The organism is Dyella silvatica (genome assembly GCF_026283955.1).
Lineage (GTDB): Bacteria > Pseudomonadota > Gammaproteobacteria > Xanthomonadales > Rhodanobacteraceae > Dyella_C > Dyella_C silvatica.
Genome location: NZ_JAPDPE010000118.1, coordinates 1 through 16,814, shown reverse-complemented (window position 1 = coordinate 16,814; position 16,814 = coordinate 1). Strand labels below are relative to the sequence as shown.

Here is a 16,814-nt window from a genome sequence, read left to right as displayed (position 1 = left end):
TCATCAGCCGCATGCGCGAAAACTGGCGCGAGGCTGAGCAGCAAGGCCATGCAGAAGCAGCGTGTGGACATGGGGGATGATGGTGGTGGCCGTCGCCGGTGGCGAAACACTATCCCAAGCGCAGGCTTGCCGCATGACGCATTGCAAACAGGATCGCCGATGAGCGATCGATCGTCCCCACGAGGCGGGATGCGCGGTGCGGCGTCGGCTCAGTTATGCGTCCGCAGGTTCGCCAGCAGCACCGCGATCACATCCAGGTCGCGGCTGGCACTGGGGGCGCCAGCCGGCGGCTCGTAGTTGTTGAGCATGATGGCGAACGCAAGGTGTTCGCCGGCGGCGCTGGTGACGTAGCCGGCCAGGGCGTGCACCTGGCTCATGCTGCCGGTTTTGGCGTGCACGTTGTTGCTTGCCGGGGTATTGCGCAGGCGCCACTGCAGGGTGCCGTCTATACCGGCAATCGGCAGCATATCGTGCAGCGTGGCCGCATAAGGTTGGCTGGCGAGAAAGCCCAGCAGGCGGGTCATGGCATTGGGCGTCGCCAGGTTGCGCCGCGACAGGCCGGTGCCTTCTTCGATCATGCTTGCCGAGGCTGGAATGCCGATGCGGTCGAGCAATTGCCGCAGCGCCCGGATACCCCAGGCTTCGGTGGTAACGAAGCCGGTCGGCGGCGCTGGGTCCTGCATGGCATCGGCTTGTGCCTTGGTGCCGGCAAGCAGCAACAGGTTCTGCATATAAAGGTTTTGCGAGTGCTTCAGGCCGAGCTGGAGAATCTGCCCGACGGTTGGGGATTGCACCTCGGCGACCGTGCTTGTCCCCTCACGCAAACTTGCGCTGCTTTGCGGCCAATGCCGTGTTTGCACCTTGCCATCCACGTGAATGCCGTGGCGAGCCAGTGCCTGCAGCAATTGCATGCCGGCGAGCAAGGCCGGGTCGGGCACCGCGAGCTTGAAGCCTTGCGCTGGAGTCCGCACGGCGATGTTGCCAAAAGCATTCAAGGTATCGGCGCCCGGCGCGCGGTACAGGTTGATGTCATTGCGGCTGTGCGGTGCGCTGGTGGTCAGTTGATTGATCACCGTGGGTAGCGCGTCCGGTGGATCGAATGCCAGCACGGCCGATTCGCCTTCGGCGCGGCCGGGGCTGACCGTGACGTCGACCTGGTTGTCTTGCACGCTTAGCGCGGAAGTCGGTACGGCGAACCAGCTTTGTAAGTCGATCGCCTCCCAGCCGGAGCCCATCGGCGGGCTGGCAAAAAAAGTGTCGTCGGCGATCAAGTCACCGTGGACCAGGCGTACGCCACGCTCGGCCAGTTGCGTGGCCAGCTGATCGGCCCAGTTCAAGGTGGCAGTATCGGCGCCCAGGGTCGGGTCGCCCATGCCATACAAAATCAAAGGGCCTTGCAGTTGACCGTTGTGTAGGCCATCGCCTGCCAGCAGGCGGGTGCTAACGCGGCTGTCCGCACTGAGCTCGCTCAAGGTCAGTGCGGCAGTGAACAGTTTGGCGGTAGAGGCCAGCTGAAACAGCTGATCGGCTTGATGGGTATAAAGCGTACGGCCGGTATCCAGCGAAACCACCGCGATGCCCCAGCTGGCGGTGGCAAAGCGGGGTTGGTTGATTTGCTCGTCGATTTGCGCCGCCAGCGGCAGGCTGGCATTGATCTTGTTTGCGGGCGCCTTCGCGGCGCTGCGCGCGGCACTGTCGATAGGCAACGCCAGCACGGCGGTAAGCATCACGCAGGTGTAGGCGATAGAGCGAAGCCGGTTCAGGGAGAGGCTTTTCATGCGGCAAGTATTGCCGATGCCGGTCAGGCCATCCATGCCCGGCGTTGCTGCAGACGCCAACCGACCAGGCCCAGGCTCAGGCCGCGCATGGCCATAAAGGTGAGAAAGGCCAGCCACAGGCCATGATTGCCCCAGCCGCGACTCAGCCACGCAAGCAGCAGAAACAACAAGACCGAGACCAGCATGCAGTCACGCATTTCACGTGCCCGGGTGGCGCCGATGAACAAGCCATCCAGCAGATAACTCCACACGGCCACCAAGGGCAGGGCAGCTAGCCAAGGCAGATAGTGATATGCCGCCGCACGGACGTCAGGCAGATTGGTTTGGACGTCGACAAACAGCCTGCCGCCCAGGGCGAACAACAAGACAAAACCCAGGCTGCCTAAGAATGACCAGCCACTGGCAACCACCAGGGCCCGATGCATCGCCAGCGGGTCGCGGGCGCCAATGGCATGTCCGCACAGCGCCTCGACCGCATTGGCCAACCCATCCAGGCCAAACGCGGCCAGCATCAAGCCATTCAATAGCAGCGCATTGGCGGCGACGGTGGTGTCGCCGAGCCGGGCGCCCATCACCGAGATGCTGAAAAATACCCCCTCGAGAATCAGCGTGCGCAAGAAAATATCGCGGTTGACCATCAGCAGCGGACGCCAATGCGCCAGGCTGCGCATGGCGGTCCAGTCGATCTGCCCGCTGAGCTTTCGCACGGCGTGGCGGGCGCGCCACAAACCATAAATCGTGCCGCACCATTCGCCGCCGGCCGAGGCCAGCGCAATACCTTGCACCCCCCAGTGGAAGCCCAGCACGAACAGCAGGTTCAGGCCGATGTTGACTAGATTGGTGACCAATAACAGGGCCAGGGTCGTGCGTGTGTTTTGCGCGCCGATAAACCAGCCGGCCAGCGCGTAGTTGAGCAAGGCCGCGGGCAAACCGAGCAGGCGCAGGTGCAGATAATCCAGGCCACGGATTTCCAGCGCCGGGCTTGAATGCATCAGCCCCAGCAGCGAGGGCAGCAACGGCAGCATCAGCAGGCTGGCGGCGACTCCCAGCATGGCCGCCAGCAGCAAGGCCTGCGCCTGCACCGTGCGCAGTGCCGAGCCATCGCCGGCACCCGCGGCCTGCGCGGCAAAACCGGTGGTGCCCATGCGCAAAAAGCCCAGGCTCCATACCGGCAAGGCATAGACGGCACTGCCTATCGCCACCGCACCCAGATCCTGGGTTTGCGGCAGGTGACCGGCTACCGCGCTGTCGACCAGCGCCACCAGCGGCACGGTCAGATTGGACAGGATCATCGGTACGGCCATGGCCCAGACCCGTTGATGGGTAGGGCGGTGCTGCCAGGAATCGAGTAGCGAGGACATGGCTTTCTACAAGCGGTGGAGGCGCATTCTTGCATGCCCCAAGGCCGTGTGATTCGGCCTCTGGCTGGCATGAATGTTAGACTACGACGCTCATGCCGGTCGACGCCGGCCCCTTTATCTCGCCGTGAGCACGTTATGCAGATTGCCCAAAACACCGTCGCCTCTTTCAATTACACGCTGACCGACGATCAAGGTCAGGTTATCGATAGCTCCGACGGCCGTGAGCCGTTGACCTATATGCACGGCAGCGGGCAGATCGTGCCGGGCCTGGAGAGCGCGATGGAAGGCCGTCAGGCCGGCGATCAGTTCAAGGTCGACGTGGCTGCCGCCGAAGGTTATGGCGAGCATCATGCCGAGCTGATCCAAGAAGTGCCGATGGAGGCATTCCAGGGGGTGGAAGATATCCAGCCGGGCATGCAGTTCCAGGGTCGTGGTCCGCAGGGCGTGATCAACGTCACCGTGACCAAGGTCGAAGACGGCAAGGTGCACATCGACGGCAATCATCCGTTGGCCGGCCAGACGCTGCATTTTGCAATCGAAGTCGTCAGCGTGCGCGCGGCCAGCGAAGAAGAACTGGCCCATGGTCACGTGCACGGCGAGGGTGGTCACCACCACTAAGCGGCAAGCTGCCTCGATCCGCCGCTCTTGATGGCGCAGACGATCGAGGCAAGCCAGGGTCTGCACGCTGTGCAGCATCAAGTTTTATAGCGTCATGCTTCATAGCGGCTGCAGCTTCGGTTGCAGCCGCTGCCTACAGAAAGAACGGCTGCCGCTGCCGTCATTGAAACTCGACTCGAGGCCAGCCTATGCAAGGAAGCTTGCGCATCGCCATCGTCGGCTATGGCGTCGCCGGTCAGGCCGCTGCCTTATTGTTATCCGCCCAGGGTCACCAGCTCAGTGTATTCGAGCAGGCGGCTGCGCCCGGACCTGCCGGGGCGGGCTTTCTGTTGCAACCCACTGGTTTGCGCGTACTGGCCTCGCTGGGTTTGGCGGAGCAGGTGCTGGCTCGCGGCCAGCGTATTGAGCGGCTGCACGGCTGCAACGGGCGTGGCCGAGACGTAATGGATATGCGTTATGCCGAGCACGCACCTGATTGTTTTGGCCTAGGATTGACCCGTGGAAGTCTGTTTACAGTCTTGCGTGATGCCTACGCCTATGCATCGCGGATTCATGCCGGGGTTTGTATCGAGGCGGTCGCTGAAAGCGGCGATCGGTTACGGGACAGCGCAGGTCTTCTGCATGGGCCCTTCGATCTGATCATTGCCGCCGACGGTGCGCATTCACGCCTGCGGCAGAGTACGCCTGACGTCGTAAAACGACAGTCGATGTACCCATGGGGCGCCGTATGGTGTTTGCTTCCCGCCGACACATGGCCACACGTCACCGAGTTGCGTCAACGCTACGCTGGCACCCGCGAGATGATCGGTTTGCTGCCAGTGGGGCGACGTGCCGATCGGGACGGCCAATGGCTGACGTTTTTCTTCAGTCTGCCAGGCGATCAGGTCGATACGTTTGACCATCCGGCACTGCAACGCATGCGCGAACGTGTGGCGACGTTGTGGCCGGAAGCGCTCCCTTTGCTGGCCGATATTCAATCGCCGCAGCAACTGCATCGAGCGCGTTATCGCGATGTCGTGCTACGCACGCCCACGCAGGGGCGGGTGGTGTTCGTCGGCGATGCGGCGCATGCGATGAGCCCGCAGCTGGGGCAGGGCGTGAACATGGCGTTGCTGGATGCCGAGGCCCTGGCTTATGCCTTGTCCCTGCATCGGGGTGTCGACGAGGCCTTGCACGATTACCACCGTCAGCGGCGGCATCATTTGGGCGTCTATCAAGGTATGAGCCGTTGGTTGACGCCACTATTCCAATCTCAACACGACGGCCTGGCCGGTCTGCGCGACCTTGGTTTTGGCCCGCTCGCTCGGCTGCCGTTGGCTCGCGGGCAAATGCTGAAAATACTTACCGGCACGAAAAAAGCCTGGTGGCGCTAATCGATGAGGCGGCCCTCGGCGGCAGGAGCCGCACGGGAGGCTCTTACCGTCTATGGCGTGGCTGTGGCGCCTCAATACCAATCGAGCAATGACACACCGATGCCCAGATAGGTCGCGTTATGGTTGTAGTCGATCATACTTTCGCCATAGCCCTTGAACAGTTCCACGTAGCCGCGCAGATTGCCGACCACAGGGAAGCTCCAGGTGAATTGCCCGGCGCCGTGACTGCGGCTGCCGCCACGCAGCGAGTGGCGAACCATCAGGCCGAACTCCTGGCCGTTCCATTCGCGTACGATTTGTATATCGCCGCGGCCGATGTAGTCGCTGATATTCGGGTTGTCGTCGGTCTTGCGGTCTTCTGGAATACGCCACCACGGCCGCACCATCACGCTCCAGCCATCGCGATCGAAACCGATCGGTAGCATCACCCGGTTCCAACTGCGCGAAAGCGGATTGGATTGACCATTGGACTGATGGTCGATACCAACGCCAAGCATGCGACCATTCCAGCCCAGCAGTTGGTAGTCGGTATGGAACACCAGCAGTGCCTCGGGCTCGTAATTGGTTTCACGGAACGGTCGCGATACCGCTTTGTTGTAGACCTGCCAGCGCGATGACTGCGTATAGCCAATCCATAGATCGCCGACGTCACCGAAAACCCCTTGCCAGACTTTGGTTTTCAGGCTCAGCTGAAACTTCATTTCGACATTCTGCAGCTGCTGGGCCTGACTGACGGTGTTGTCAGGGTTAGGGCTGCTGGGCCGGGTGTTTTGATGACTGGTGGCGAATACCGGCATCACGTAAATCGGCTTGTAGCCACGGATGTTGCCAGTGCCCAGCTTGCTGTCCGGGGATAGTTCCCAGCGTGAATCGAGTAGCGACAGCGGTGGCGCAACGCCGTCGCTGCTCGGCGTGGAGGCTTGCCCTGAACTGCGGTCTTTATCCAACAAGCCGGTAGCTGCTACAGGTGTTTCGATTTTTTTCTGCGCAGCGGGAAGATTTACGCGGCCGGTGGCGCGGTCGTAGCAGATAAGCCGCTGCGAATCGCTTTCGATCGCGGTGCATGCGCGGATATCTGCCGGCTCCATATGTTGCGCGTGGACAGTGGCTGACAGGGCCAGCATGCCTGTCATAACAGTCATCGCTAATGGGGCGGCCCATCGCTTCATCGGTGTTGCTCCCTGCAGACGCCATGGTAAGGCGCGACGCAGGCAGTCTAACCGATGCGTGGCGGCAGGCCAGGCGTCTTAACTTTTAAAAGCGCACCGACGAAGGTGGCGAGAGCGTCCCCATGCAAAAAACACCTACTGGGATCAGCCGATTCGTAGTGTTTTCGCACGGGGACGACGATAGATTGCAGGAGTACTACCTTTGCTTCAGCCAGAGCTCGTATTCACCTTTGTTGAGGCGGCCGTTGTGGTTTCTATTGGCGTAGAGAAAGTCATTGGCTAGCGGTGGATACGCTGCAGCTTGACTCTCGGTGATGAATTTCGCACCGCCGGAAAGTTGCTCGAAGCTGGGCGCCGGGCCTGATGGCACCGCTGGCATGCTTGATTCGACGGTTACATGCTCGCCTCGCGGGCTGGTGAACTGCGTGCTGCCAGATGTGCTTGCGGTCTGCTGCCCGGGTGGCATTTGCTCGGGCATCGACTGGTTTTGCGCAAGCAGCGAGCCGCTGAAGCAGAGTGTCGTGGTGATCAGTACAGGGAATAGCAGATGGTTGGATTTCATGATCGATACTCCGTGTCGTTTGCGGATGAGATATCGTCCGACGTCGTCAGTGAGCTTATCGAGTGCATGGCCAACAGCACTTGATCTCCTTGTCTAGCTCGTCCGCTTGATGTTGCGGCGATGACATCACGGTGTACTCGCGATCCATTGTGTGGCGATAATTCATCCACCATGAAAAATACCGCGCATGCGGCGGAGTCGAGTGAAGTCTTCGTTATCGTTACAGCCCCATTTAGATGCTCAGCCCGCTGTGATTAAGCCCGTGTTGCGCTTGATTCAGGCGCAGCGCCTGCAACTCGCCGCGCAAGGATTACTACAGCCATTGCGCCGTCGGGCTCGTCGTGCCGATGTGGTTGCCGCCGTCGAGCGCATGCGTTTACTGCAGATCGATAGCATTCATGTGGTGGCACGTAGTCCCTATCTGGTGCTGCACTCGCGGCTAGGTGCTTATGATCCGGGCTGGTTGGATGAAGCCCTGGAGCAAGGCCGGTTGGCTGAGTGCTGGGCCCATGAAGCTTGCTTTGTGCCTGCCGCCGATTACGCGTTGCACCAAGCCTGGCGTGAGCAGCGAGGCACGCATTGGGCGCATCGTCACGCTATGCGCATGCATCAGGATCAACGGCAAGGCATGGATAGCTTGCTTGCGCGTATCCGCGAGACGGGACCGGTGCGCGCTGCCGACTTTGTTCGCGACGAGCAAGCGCGCGGTAGCAGCGGCTGGTGGGCGTGGAAGCCCGAGAAGCGCTGGCTCGAAGCGTGTTTCGCGCTGGGCGAATTAATGGTGACCCGGCGCGAGCGTTTTCAACGGGTCTATGACTTGAGTGCGAATGTGTTGGCGCGACTCGACCCGCCCCTCGAAACGAGTGTGGCGGCACTAAGTCATATTGAACTGCGTCGACGTTTTATTCTGGACAGCGTGCGGGCATTGGGCGTAACCCAGGCACGCTGGATTGCTGACTACTATCGGTTGAAGCCCGTAGTCACCGCCAACGAGTTAGCACCGCTGCTGGCCGCGGGTGAGCTGATTGAGGTCGCGGTAGAGGGCTGGGATGTACCCGGCTATGTGCATCGCGAGCATGCGGATCTACTGGCGCAGGCCGTGCTCGGACGGCTACGCGCTACCCATACGGCTTTGCTGTCGCCGTTCGATCCAATGGTCTGGGATCGGGCCCGCGTGCTGGCCATGTTCGGTTTCGAATACACCATCGAGTGTTATACCCCGGCACCGAAACGGCGTTACGGCTACTACGTATTACCTATATTGCATCGCGGTCAGTTGATTGGACGTCTGGATGCGAAAGCGCATCGCGCCGATGGCATCTTCAAGATCAAGGCCTTGTATCTGGAGCCTGGCGTAGAGCCGACCCCGTCGTTGCTGGAAGCCCTGGCTGATGCGGTGGCGCATACGGCGCAATGGCACGGCACGCCACAGATACGCCTGGAGCATTGCCGCCCCGCAAAGATGGCGGCAGCTTTACGCAAGTTATGGCGGGCCTGAAGGCCCACCAGTCAGATAAAGCTGTCTCGCAAAGATCAACGGATCGTGTGATGTTTATGTGAGAGGCCTATGCCTTCAGTGCTGTGCCATTTGCCCATGGCGAAGCAGGCATTCTGCAGTAACATCGGCACGCTGTGTTTGCCGGGGTCGCCAGCTTTTTGTGACCCGATGCCGCTGATCTGCGATCTGCATCATCGCCTCACCCTTAGGGTTTGCTTGCATACCAGTTAAGTCGGTTCATGCCTGCGGCGTGGGCTGAAGTCTTTTTACAAAAAAACCTTAAGTGTTCAGTGGAGTGTTACATGTCAGAACGTCAGCTCGGTACGGTGAAATGGTTCAACGATGCCAAGGGTTTCGGCTTTATCAGCCGCGGTAACGGCCCCGATGTTTTTGTCCATTTCCGTGCGATCCAGGGCAACGGCTTCAAGAGCTTGCAAGAGGGTCAGCAAGTTACCTTCAAGATTGTGCAGGGCCAGAAGGGCATGCAGGCAGAGGAAGTTCAGGCGGCCTGATCGTCTTTGCCGGCGTGAGCCGGAAGCCAGCTGCAAGCCTGGCTTTTTTATGCGCTTTTCACACTGATTAATCGAATGGATTAATGCTTGAAACAGTACTTCTGGCACACGAAAAATCCGTTATGCTCCGCCCACTGAATACGGCTTGGTTAGGTAATGCCTGATAAGCGATTCGAGAGTATCGATTTTCACATTACTTTCACTTGGTGGATTCAGTACGTCGTCGGCCGGTAAGGGGAGGCCGATTTGTCTCAGTGTCGAGTGTATTCGGGGTGAGTCATGTCGGATGGTGATAAAGAAGTTGGTACCGTCAAATGGTTCAACGACGCCAAGGGGTTTGGCTTTATCAGTAGGGAGAGTGGGGCCGATGTCTTCGTGCATTTCCGCGCGATCACGGGCAACGGCTTCAAGAGTTTGAAAGAAGGGCAGTCCGTGTCTTTCAAAGTCGTGCCGGGGCAAAAAGGTTTGCAGGCCGACGAGGTCTCTCCAGTGTGAGCCTTGGTGCTTGGATCGAGAAAAGGCCGGCGCATTCGCCGGCCTTTTTTATGCGCGCGCTTTGTGATTTCGGCATCGTTTCATTAGTCTCGCGGCTGCGGAATTGATCAGGTGTTCTCGTGTCGCAAACGATGCAAGATGGCCGTACGACGGCTACGGCTATTGGCACCTTGCCGGTGATCACCAGCGATGGTGCCAGCGCCGAATTGTTATGGGTGTGCCCAGCCGGTGAGATTCGCCAACTGCTGTACTGGTTGCCGGCAATGGGTGTGGCAGCCAAGCATTATCTACCGTTGGCGCAAGCCTTGGCTGCGCGTGGCATTGCGGTCGCTTTGCACGAGTGGCGAGGGATCGGCTCCAGCAATCAGCGCGCGGGCCGGCGCTGCGATTGGGCTTATCGTGAGTTGCTGACACAAGACATCCCAGCGGGGCTTGCGTTAGCGCGGGCACAGTTGCCGTCGTCCACCGGCTGCCTGATCGGGGGGCATAGCCTGGGCGGCCAGCTCGCTTCCTTGTATGCCAGCCTGCATCCGGCCGAGGTGGCGGGTATCGTGCTGGTGGCCAGCGGCTCGCCTTATTGGCGGCGTTTCAAACATGGCTGGCTGATTGGATTGGGCTATGTCGTGGCACCGTGGCTGGCAAGGCTATGGGGCCGATTCCCCGGTCGCCAGATCGGTTTCGCCGGCAACGAAGCCCGCCACGTCATCGCTGATTGGGCGCGTAGCGGTCGCAGCGGTCGTTATGCCGCCGCCGGCATGGCGAAGAATTTCGAGCAGCAGCTACTGGCGCTGGAGCAGCCCGTGTTGGGCTTACGCATGCGCGACGATTGGTTTAACCCGGCCGCTTCGATGAATAGTCTGCTCGGCAAAATGCCCAAGGCGCCCCATGAGCATGAGGTTATCGAGCCACACGATTTGCAAGGTATTGCGGCGGACCATTTCAGTTGGATGAAAGTGCCCGATACCGTGGCGGAACGCATTGCGCAGTGGATGCGGCTCTACGCCGAATCTGGCTGGCGCGAAGCGCACGAGCATTGAGCAGTGGTCTCATCGATAGCGGCGAAGCGCTTGAAGTACCGATATCTGACGCAACCTAGTAGCGATTCTCTGACTTGGCGTAACCGATGAAGCTGTTTACCCCGTTGCCGCAGCGCAGCCTGAATCTACGCAATCGCCTGGTGATCGCGCCTATGTGCCAGTACTCGGCGGTCGATGGCTTGCCTGACGACTGGCACCTGGTGCACCTGGGCAGTCGCGCGGTGGGCGGTGCGGCGGTGGTGATTGCCGAGGCTACTGCGATCTCTGCCGCGGGGCGTATTTCGCCCGGGGATGTCGGCTTGTGGAATCAGGCCCAAGGCGATGCCTGGGCTCCGATCACCCGTTTCATCGCGGCGCAAGGTGCGATTGCCGGCGTGCAGCTGGCGCATGCGGGGCGCAAGGCCAGTTCGCGGCGTCCATGGGATGGTGGTGGTTCGTTGAGCGACGAACAGGGCGCATGGCCGACGCTGGCGCCTTCGGCGATTCCTTTCGATCACGACGGGCAGGTGCCGCAGGCGCTCGATCTCGCCGGTATCCGGCAAGTCGTCGCCGATTTCCGCGCCGCCGCCGAGCGGGCTTTGGCCGCCGGGTTTCAGCTCATCGAGATCCATGCCGCGCATGGTTATCTGCTGCATCAATTCTTGTCGCCGTTAAGCAATCGACGCACTGATGAATACGGTGGCAGTCTGGAGAACCGCGCGCGCTTGCTGCGCGAGGTGATCACCGCGATACGCGAGGTGTGGCCCGAATCGTTGCCGTTGTGGCTGCGCATTTCGGCCACCGACTGGGCCGATGCCGGCTGGGATATCGAACAAAGTGTGCAGTTGGCGCAATGGGTAAAGCCTTTGGGCGTCGATCTGATCGACGTGTCCAGCGGCGGCCTGGTGCCGCATGTGAAGAGTCCCTTGGCCCCTGGTTATCAAGCGCCTTTTGCTGCGAGTATTCGCCGTGATGCTGATATCGCCACCGGAGCCGTCGGCTTGATCACCGAGCCGGAGCAAGCCGAGGCGATTATTGCCGAGGGTGTCGCCGATGTGGTGTTGATCGCTCGCGAAAGTCTGCGCGATCCGTATTTCCCCCGGCGGGCAGCCAAAATTCTGGGTGCGCAGGTCACGGCGCCGACGCAATATTTAAGGGCTTGGTGAGTACGATGGAACAGCATCCTTTGTTGATTGACGGCCGCCTGCATGATCTGGGCGACGGTTTCAATGTGCGCCGTCTGCTGCCGGTGTTGCAGGCGCGTCATGTCGGTCCGTTCGTGTTTTATGACCATATGGGCCCGGTCGTGTTTGCTCCAGGTAAAGGCATGGATGTGCGGCCGCATCCGCATATCGGTCTGGCGACGGTGACCTGGTTGTTCGATGGGGCGATTCGCCACCGCGACAGTATCGGCAGCCTGGCGGATATCCGGCCAGGCGAAGTGAATTGGATGACGGCCGGCCGCGGCATCGCGCAGTCGGAGCGCACGCCGCCCGAAGAGCGTCGTGACGGTCAGCAGTTGCATGGCATCCAGGTCTGGGTAGCGTTGCCGCAGGCCGATGAAGAAGTCGCGCCCGAGTTTCATCATCACGACGCAGCGGAATTGCCGCGGATCCGCCAGCCGGGTGTCGAGCTCGTGTTGATTGCCGGCAGCGGCTACGGTCAGCGTTCGCCGGTGAAAGTGTTCGCACCGATGTTTTTCATCGAAGCGCAGCTGGATGCCGGCGCGGAGTTGCATCTGCCGATAGAACATGTCGAGCGTGGCGTGCACGTCATCGAAGGCGAGGTAAGTTGGGATGGGCTGACCGTATCGGCGCTGCAAATGGCAGTGCAAAGCGGAGCAGCAGCGGCCCCGCTGCGCGCGAACAAAGCCAGTCGCCTGATGTTGTTCGGTGGTGCGCCGCTGGATGGCGAACGGCATCTCTGGTGGAATTTTGTCGCCAGCACGCGTGAGCGCATCGAGCAGGCCAAAGAAGACTGGTCGGCGCAGCGTTTCGGTCGTGTGTCGGGTGATGAGGGGGAATATATTCCACTACCGCCGCGTTGATGGCTGCTTTGGAGGGCGCCGATATGTCCCGTTACGCTGATTTTCGCGAGTTCTATCCTTACTACCTGAGTGAGCACAGCAACCGCATGTGTCGGCGTCTGCATTTCATTGGCAGCTCGCTGGTATTGCTGGTGCTGGTGAGCGCCGTGCTGAGCGGCGACCTGCGTTGGCTATGGCTGGCCCCGGTCGCCGGTTACGGTTTCGCCTGGGTCGGCCATTTTGCCTTTGAGAAAAACCGTCCGGCCACCTTCAAACAGCCGCTTTACAGCCTGATCGGCGATTGGGTCATGTACTGGCAGATGCTGCGCGGCAAGGTACGGTTTTGAGCCGATGCCGTTGAGTCCATAGCCCCATACCGTTCAGCCCACACCGTTCAAAAATGGGCTCAGCGGTATTTCTCATGGCAAGAGTGGCAGGAATCGCTGACTGGCTTAATCGCCGTGGCGAGGGCGGCACAATCGGCGGGCGCGGCTTGCAGCGCGTTCTGCACTTGGGTGTGCAAGTGCTCTGCGGCATCGAGAAACGGCTGTTCGACGCCGGGGAAAGCCGGCCCTACATCGGTACTGACCGCCAGCAAGGTGCCCAGGTTCTGGCGGCTTTGCGTGGCATCGCAACGCTGTGCCTTGACCGCGGTGCGCAGTTCGCCAAGATGATGGGCCATGACCGTCATCACCGCATGGTTTTGTCCAGGCCTGATTCGTAGGGGCCGCGAGCGTATCACGGGCAATACCGCCTAAGCGGCTCGTTTCGCGGATAAAATGCTACGTCTTCAACCCACTGGAATGCCTTAGTGACCTGCAGGAAAAACCTCGGCCGAGCTGCTGCCCTCGCGGCGCATGGCGGTCTATTTGAACGGTGCGCAGCAGCATGAGCGCAGCGAACTTTCCTGCGGAACGTTTCCAGGGCGTCGAGCGGCTTTACGGTGTGGGCAGCATCAACAGACTGGCCGAGCGACATGTCGCGGTGATTGGCATTGGCGGCGTTGGCTCATGGGCTGCCGAGGCCCTGGCGCGCAGCGGCGTGGGTCGCCTGACCTTGATCGATGCAGACGACATCTGTGTCTCCAATACCAATCGCCAATTGCATGCGCTGGATGGGGAGTTCGGTAAGCCCAAGGTCGCGGTGATTGCCGCGCGCGCGCAGGCGATCAACCCGGCAATCCAGGTCGACACGATCGAGCGCTTTCTTACCCCCTCCACGCTGGATGAGCTGCTAGACCGTGGCTATGACGTGGTGCTCGATGCCTGCGATGCCTTTCGGGTCAAGCTGGAGGCGATTGCCTGGTGCCGTCGACGCAAGTTGCCGATGGTGACGGTAGGCTCGGCAGGTGGGCGTACTGACTCCACGCAGATCCGCGTGCGCGATCTTTCGCGTACTGAGCATGACGCGATGTTCAGCCTGATCCGCAAAAAACTTCGCCAGGATTTCGGTTTCCCGCGTAACCCGGAGCGGTATTTCGGCGTGTCGGCGGTGTACTCCTTGCAGAATGTGCAATACCCGCAACCCGACGGCAGCGTCTGTGGTAATCGCCCACCCGGTGGCGATGCCTTGAACCTCGCTTGTGGCGGTGGCCTTGGCGCGGCCACGCATGTCACCGGTGCGTTTGCTTTCGCCGCGGTCGGCAAGGTGCTGGAGAAGCTGCTGGAAAGTGCGCCGAAGCAGGCCGGGGATGCCGCTTAGATCATCCCCGGAATGCGTCGGCTGGCGAGCAAGGCCAGCAGGGTGATGATGGCCGCGCCGCTCAGGTAGTAGCCGACATACGCCAGCCCATAAGTGTGCGCCAGCCACATCGCGATGTAAGGCGCCAGCGACGCGCCGAGAATGCCGGCCAGGTTGAAGCTCAGCGAGGCCCCGGTATAGCGCACCGGGGTAGGAAACATCTGCGCCAACATGGTGCCGAGCGGCCCATAGGTCACGCCCATCAAGGCTAGCCCCAGGGACAGAAACGAGAGTACGCCGAACAGCGTGCCGGAGCCGAACATCTGCGCCAGCACGGGCCCCGACAAGGCAATCGCCGCGCTGGCCCAGATCAGCACGCGGCGTGGGCCGATGCGGTCCGCCCATGCCGCCGAGAGCGGGATGGTGAGGGCGAAAAACAGCACGCCGACCATTTGTAGTAACAGAAACTGTTGGCGCGGGTAGTGCAATGCCGTGGTGCCCCAGTTCAACGAGAACACCGTCATCAAATAGAACAGCACAAAGGTCGCCATCGCGGCGAACGTGCCCAGCAGCAGGGCGAGCGGATGCTCGCGCACCACGCTGAGCATGGGCATGGGTCTCGGTCATGCGCAGGCGCATATACAGGCCCAGCACGACCAGCAAGGCGCTGGCCAGAAAGGGGATACGCCAACCGAAGGCGAAGAACTGCGCATCGGTCATCAGCTCGCTCAACAATAGAAAGCCGCCGCTGGACAGGATAAAACCCAGCGGTGCGCCCAGCTGCGGAAACATGCCGTACCAGGCGTACTTGCCCGGCGGTGCGTTTTCGGTGGCCAACAAGATGGCACCGCCCCATTCGCCGCCGAGGCCAAAGCCCTGGCCGAAGCGGCACAGCGCCAGCAGCAGCGGTGCCGCGACGCCGATCGTTGCGTAGACCGGCAGCAGGCCGATGATCACCGTGGACAGGCCCATGGTCAGCAACGCTGCCACCAGGGTGGCCTTGCGGCCGACGCGGTCGCCGAAGTGGCCAAATACAGCCGAGCCGACTGGTCGTGCGAAGAACGCCAGGGCGAAGGTCGCCAAGGATTGCAAGGTGGCCGAGGTGGGGTCGCTGGCTGGAAAGAACAGCTTGGGAAACACCAGCACCGCGGCGGTCGCATAAATGTAGAAATCGAAGAACTCGATGGTCGTGCCGATCAGACTGGCCAAAAGCACCCGTCGTACCGGGTTGCCGATTTGCACCGTAGCGCTTTCTGACTGATTCATTCGATACGGCTCTGCTGTACGGGGGGGGCACCCGGTGCTTCGATATGGAGCTGGCCGAAGGGCGTGCGGCCGCCCGCTGAGCGGCCTAGGCGCGATCGGCGTCGCGGCGAGCCGCGACGCCTGCGCGATCACCAACCCATGTAATGCCCACCGTTGATGGACAAATTGGTGCCGGTGATCCAACTGGTTTCCTCGCCGGTGAAGAAAGCGACCGCATGGGCGATTTCTTCGGGTTTGCCAAGACGCCCGATGGGGATTTGCGCGACGATTTTCTCGCGTACTTCCTCCGGTACCGCCATCACCATGTCGGTGCCGACATAGCCCGGCGAGACGGTATTGACGGTGATGCCGAACTTGGCGTTTTCCTGTGCCAGCGAAATGGTGAAGCCGTGCATGCCGGCCTTGGCTGCAGCGTAGTTGGCCTGGCCGTATTGACCCTTCTGGCCATTGATCGAGCTGATCTGCACGATGCGGCCCCACTTCTTCCCACGCATACCGTCGATCACCGGGCGGGTGACGTTGAAGCAGGCGTTGAGGTTGGTGTTTACCACGTCAGTCCACTGCTGGTAGCTCATCTTGTGGAAGGTGGTATCGCGGGTAATGCCGGCGTTGTTGACCAGAATTTCGACATGGCCAAGCTTGCTTTGAATGGTTTCGATCATGGCTTCGCAAGCGGCATGCTCGGAAACGTCACCAGGAACCATCAATACGTCGATGCCTTCACGGGCCATGCTTGCATGCCATGCATCTGCTTTGGCTTGGTCGCGATAGTTGGTGGCAACCCGGTGGCCTTGCTTGGCCAAATAACGAATGATCGCGCTGCCGATGCCGCCAGTACCGCCAGTGACCAATGCCGTACGTTGAGTCATGCATTTTCTCCTTGAGATTACTGAGCTTGTCCGTCGTCCTGACTGGCACGGCCAAGCCGTGCCACGTTAGCGTCCGCCCATGACAGCATTTCATCGCCGTATGAACCTTCGTTGCAGTTCGCAAGCAGGGCGGAACTAGCTGTCTTAGTTATAGCCGGTTATGCGGTCAAGCGACCGCTGCAATGCGCGGCGCAATGCGGGCAACGGGTCGGTGGGGTCGACCGGGTGGGCCTGCTCGGACTTGGACAACTTGTTGCCATCGGCGTCGAGTACCAGCGGCAGGTGCAGATACGTCGGTGTCGGCAGACCCAGGTGACGCTGCAGCCAGATCTGTTTTGGGGTGGAGCCGAGCAGGTCGCAGCCGCGGACTACTTGGCTAATGCCTTGCCAGGCATCATCGACCACACAGGCCAGTTGATAGGAGTAAAACCCCTCGACGCGTTTGATGACGAAATCCCCGGCGCCCTCGCGCAAGCGTTGTCGTTGCGGGCCTTGCAGCGCATCGTCGAAGGCGAGTTCGATATCCGCCACGCGCATTCGCCAGGCCGGCGGGCGGTCGGGGGTGGGCGCCGCCACGCATGGGCTGTCTCG

18 protein-coding genes and 1 pseudogene are annotated in these 16,814 nt (G+C 60.9%); 10 read left to right on the top strand and 9 right to left on the bottom strand.

Annotated features, from left to right (window positions below):
* Positions 1-209 precede the first annotated feature (209 nt).
* Complete coding sequence (dacB, locus tag OUZ52_RS18800; protein ID WP_266160066.1) at positions 210-1,814, bottom strand: D-alanyl-D-alanine carboxypeptidase/D-alanyl-D-alanine endopeptidase; 1,605 nt, start codon at positions 1,812-1,814, stop codon at positions 210-212.
* Complete coding sequence (locus OUZ52_RS18795; protein ID WP_266160065.1) at positions 1,802-3,139, bottom strand: MATE family efflux transporter; 1,338 nt, start codon at positions 3,137-3,139, stop codon at positions 1,802-1,804. Before OUZ52_RS18795 ends, dacB begins: the two co-directional genes overlap by 13 nt.
* Before the next feature lie 135 nt (positions 3,140-3,274).
* Here OUZ52_RS18795 and OUZ52_RS18790 point away from each other — a divergent pair, with 135 nt between their 5' ends.
* Both OUZ52_RS18790 and OUZ52_RS18785 read left to right on the top strand, forming a co-directional pair.
* Complete coding sequence (locus tag OUZ52_RS18790) at positions 3,275-3,757, top strand: FKBP-type peptidyl-prolyl cis-trans isomerase (protein WP_266160064.1); 483 nt, start codon at positions 3,275-3,277, stop codon at positions 3,755-3,757.
* A 188-nt stretch (positions 3,758-3,945) separates the two neighbouring features.
* Positions 3,946-5,130 (top strand): FAD-dependent oxidoreductase, encoded by a 1,185-nt coding sequence (locus tag OUZ52_RS18785; protein ID WP_266160063.1) that lies wholly within the window; start codon positions 3,946-3,948, stop codon positions 5,128-5,130.
* 71 nt (positions 5,131-5,201) lie between these two features.
* On the opposite strand, the gene OUZ52_RS18780 is transcribed toward OUZ52_RS18785, so the two are convergent.
* Together OUZ52_RS18780 and OUZ52_RS18775 are read right to left on the bottom strand one after the other, a co-directional pair.
* Positions 5,202-6,263, bottom strand: a complete 1,062-nt coding sequence (locus OUZ52_RS18780; protein WP_425493883.1) for a phospholipase A — start codon at positions 6,261-6,263, stop codon at positions 5,202-5,204.
* Positions 6,264-6,495: 232 nt separating this feature from the next.
* Positions 6,496-6,861, bottom strand: coding sequence for a hypothetical protein (locus tag OUZ52_RS18775; RefSeq protein WP_266160061.1), 366 nt, complete (start codon positions 6,859-6,861; stop codon positions 6,496-6,498).
* Positions 6,862-7,123: 262 nt separating this feature from the next.
* Between OUZ52_RS18775 and OUZ52_RS18770 the strand changes: the two genes are divergently transcribed.
* The 7 genes from OUZ52_RS18770 to OUZ52_RS18740 all read left to right on the top strand — a co-directional run bounded on the left by OUZ52_RS18770 (position 7,124) and on the right by OUZ52_RS18740 (position 12,755).
* Positions 7,124-8,359 carry a winged helix-turn-helix domain-containing protein gene (locus OUZ52_RS18770; RefSeq protein ID WP_266160060.1) on the top strand — a complete coding sequence of 412 codons (1,236 nt, stop codon included), beginning with the start codon at positions 7,124-7,126 and terminating at the stop codon, positions 8,357-8,359.
* Positions 8,360-8,661: 302 nt separating this feature from the next.
* Positions 8,662-8,871 (top strand): cold-shock protein, encoded by a 210-nt coding sequence (locus OUZ52_RS18765; RefSeq protein WP_266160059.1) that lies wholly within the window; start codon positions 8,662-8,664, stop codon positions 8,869-8,871.
* 279 nt (positions 8,872-9,150) lie between these two features.
* Positions 9,151-9,366, top strand: a complete 216-nt coding sequence (locus tag OUZ52_RS18760) for a cold-shock protein (RefSeq protein WP_266160058.1) — start codon at positions 9,151-9,153, stop codon at positions 9,364-9,366.
* Between the two features lie 131 nt (positions 9,367-9,497).
* Positions 9,498-10,403, top strand: a complete 906-nt coding sequence (locus OUZ52_RS18755) for an alpha/beta hydrolase family protein (protein ID WP_266160067.1) — start codon at positions 9,498-9,500, stop codon at positions 10,401-10,403.
* 86 nt (positions 10,404-10,489) lie between these two features.
* Positions 10,490-11,548 (top strand): NADH:flavin oxidoreductase/NADH oxidase, encoded by a 1,059-nt coding sequence (locus OUZ52_RS18750; RefSeq protein ID WP_266160057.1) that lies wholly within the window; start codon positions 10,490-10,492, stop codon positions 11,546-11,548.
* A 5-nt stretch (positions 11,549-11,553) separates the two neighbouring features.
* Positions 11,554-12,429, top strand: coding sequence for a pirin family protein (locus tag OUZ52_RS18745; protein WP_266160056.1), 876 nt, complete (start codon positions 11,554-11,556; stop codon positions 12,427-12,429).
* A 23-nt stretch (positions 12,430-12,452) separates the two neighbouring features.
* The gene (locus OUZ52_RS18740; RefSeq protein WP_266160055.1) at positions 12,453-12,755 is read left to right on the top strand and encodes an Mpo1-like protein; all 303 of its coding nucleotides are present in this window, start codon (positions 12,453-12,455) and stop codon (positions 12,753-12,755) included.
* A 59-nt stretch (positions 12,756-12,814) separates the two neighbouring features.
* Here OUZ52_RS18740 and OUZ52_RS18735 read toward each other — a convergent pair whose 3' ends face one another.
* Positions 12,815-13,090 (bottom strand): cytochrome c, encoded by a 276-nt coding sequence (locus tag OUZ52_RS18735; RefSeq protein ID WP_266160054.1) that lies wholly within the window; start codon positions 13,088-13,090, stop codon positions 12,815-12,817.
* Between the two features lie 206 nt (positions 13,091-13,296).
* On the opposite strand from OUZ52_RS18735, the gene OUZ52_RS18730 reads away from it, so the two are divergent.
* The gene (locus OUZ52_RS18730) at positions 13,297-14,109 is read left to right on the top strand and encodes a tRNA threonylcarbamoyladenosine dehydratase (protein ID WP_266160053.1); all 813 of its coding nucleotides are present in this window, start codon (positions 13,297-13,299) and stop codon (positions 14,107-14,109) included.
* Here OUZ52_RS18730 and OUZ52_RS23055 read toward each other — a convergent pair.
* The 4 genes and pseudogenes from OUZ52_RS23055 to OUZ52_RS18715 form a co-directional block, all read right to left on the bottom strand.
* Positions 14,106-14,612, bottom strand: a complete 507-nt coding sequence (locus OUZ52_RS23055) for an MFS transporter (protein ID WP_425493882.1) — start codon at positions 14,610-14,612, stop codon at positions 14,106-14,108. The genes OUZ52_RS18730 and OUZ52_RS23055 overlap by 4 nt on opposite strands.
* A 76-nt stretch (positions 14,613-14,688) precedes the next feature.
* Positions 14,689-15,354 (bottom strand): annotated as a pseudogene (locus tag OUZ52_RS23050) (MFS transporter); the annotation flags it as partial.
* A 128-nt stretch (positions 15,355-15,482) separates the two neighbouring features.
* Positions 15,483-16,223, bottom strand: coding sequence for an acetoacetyl-CoA reductase (phbB, locus tag OUZ52_RS18720; protein ID WP_266160052.1), 741 nt, complete (start codon positions 16,221-16,223; stop codon positions 15,483-15,485).
* A 144-nt stretch (positions 16,224-16,367) separates the two neighbouring features.
* A partial coding sequence (locus OUZ52_RS18715; RefSeq protein ID WP_266160051.1) for a glutamate--tRNA ligase family protein occupies positions 16,368-16,814 on the bottom strand: 447 nt, incomplete at its 5' end.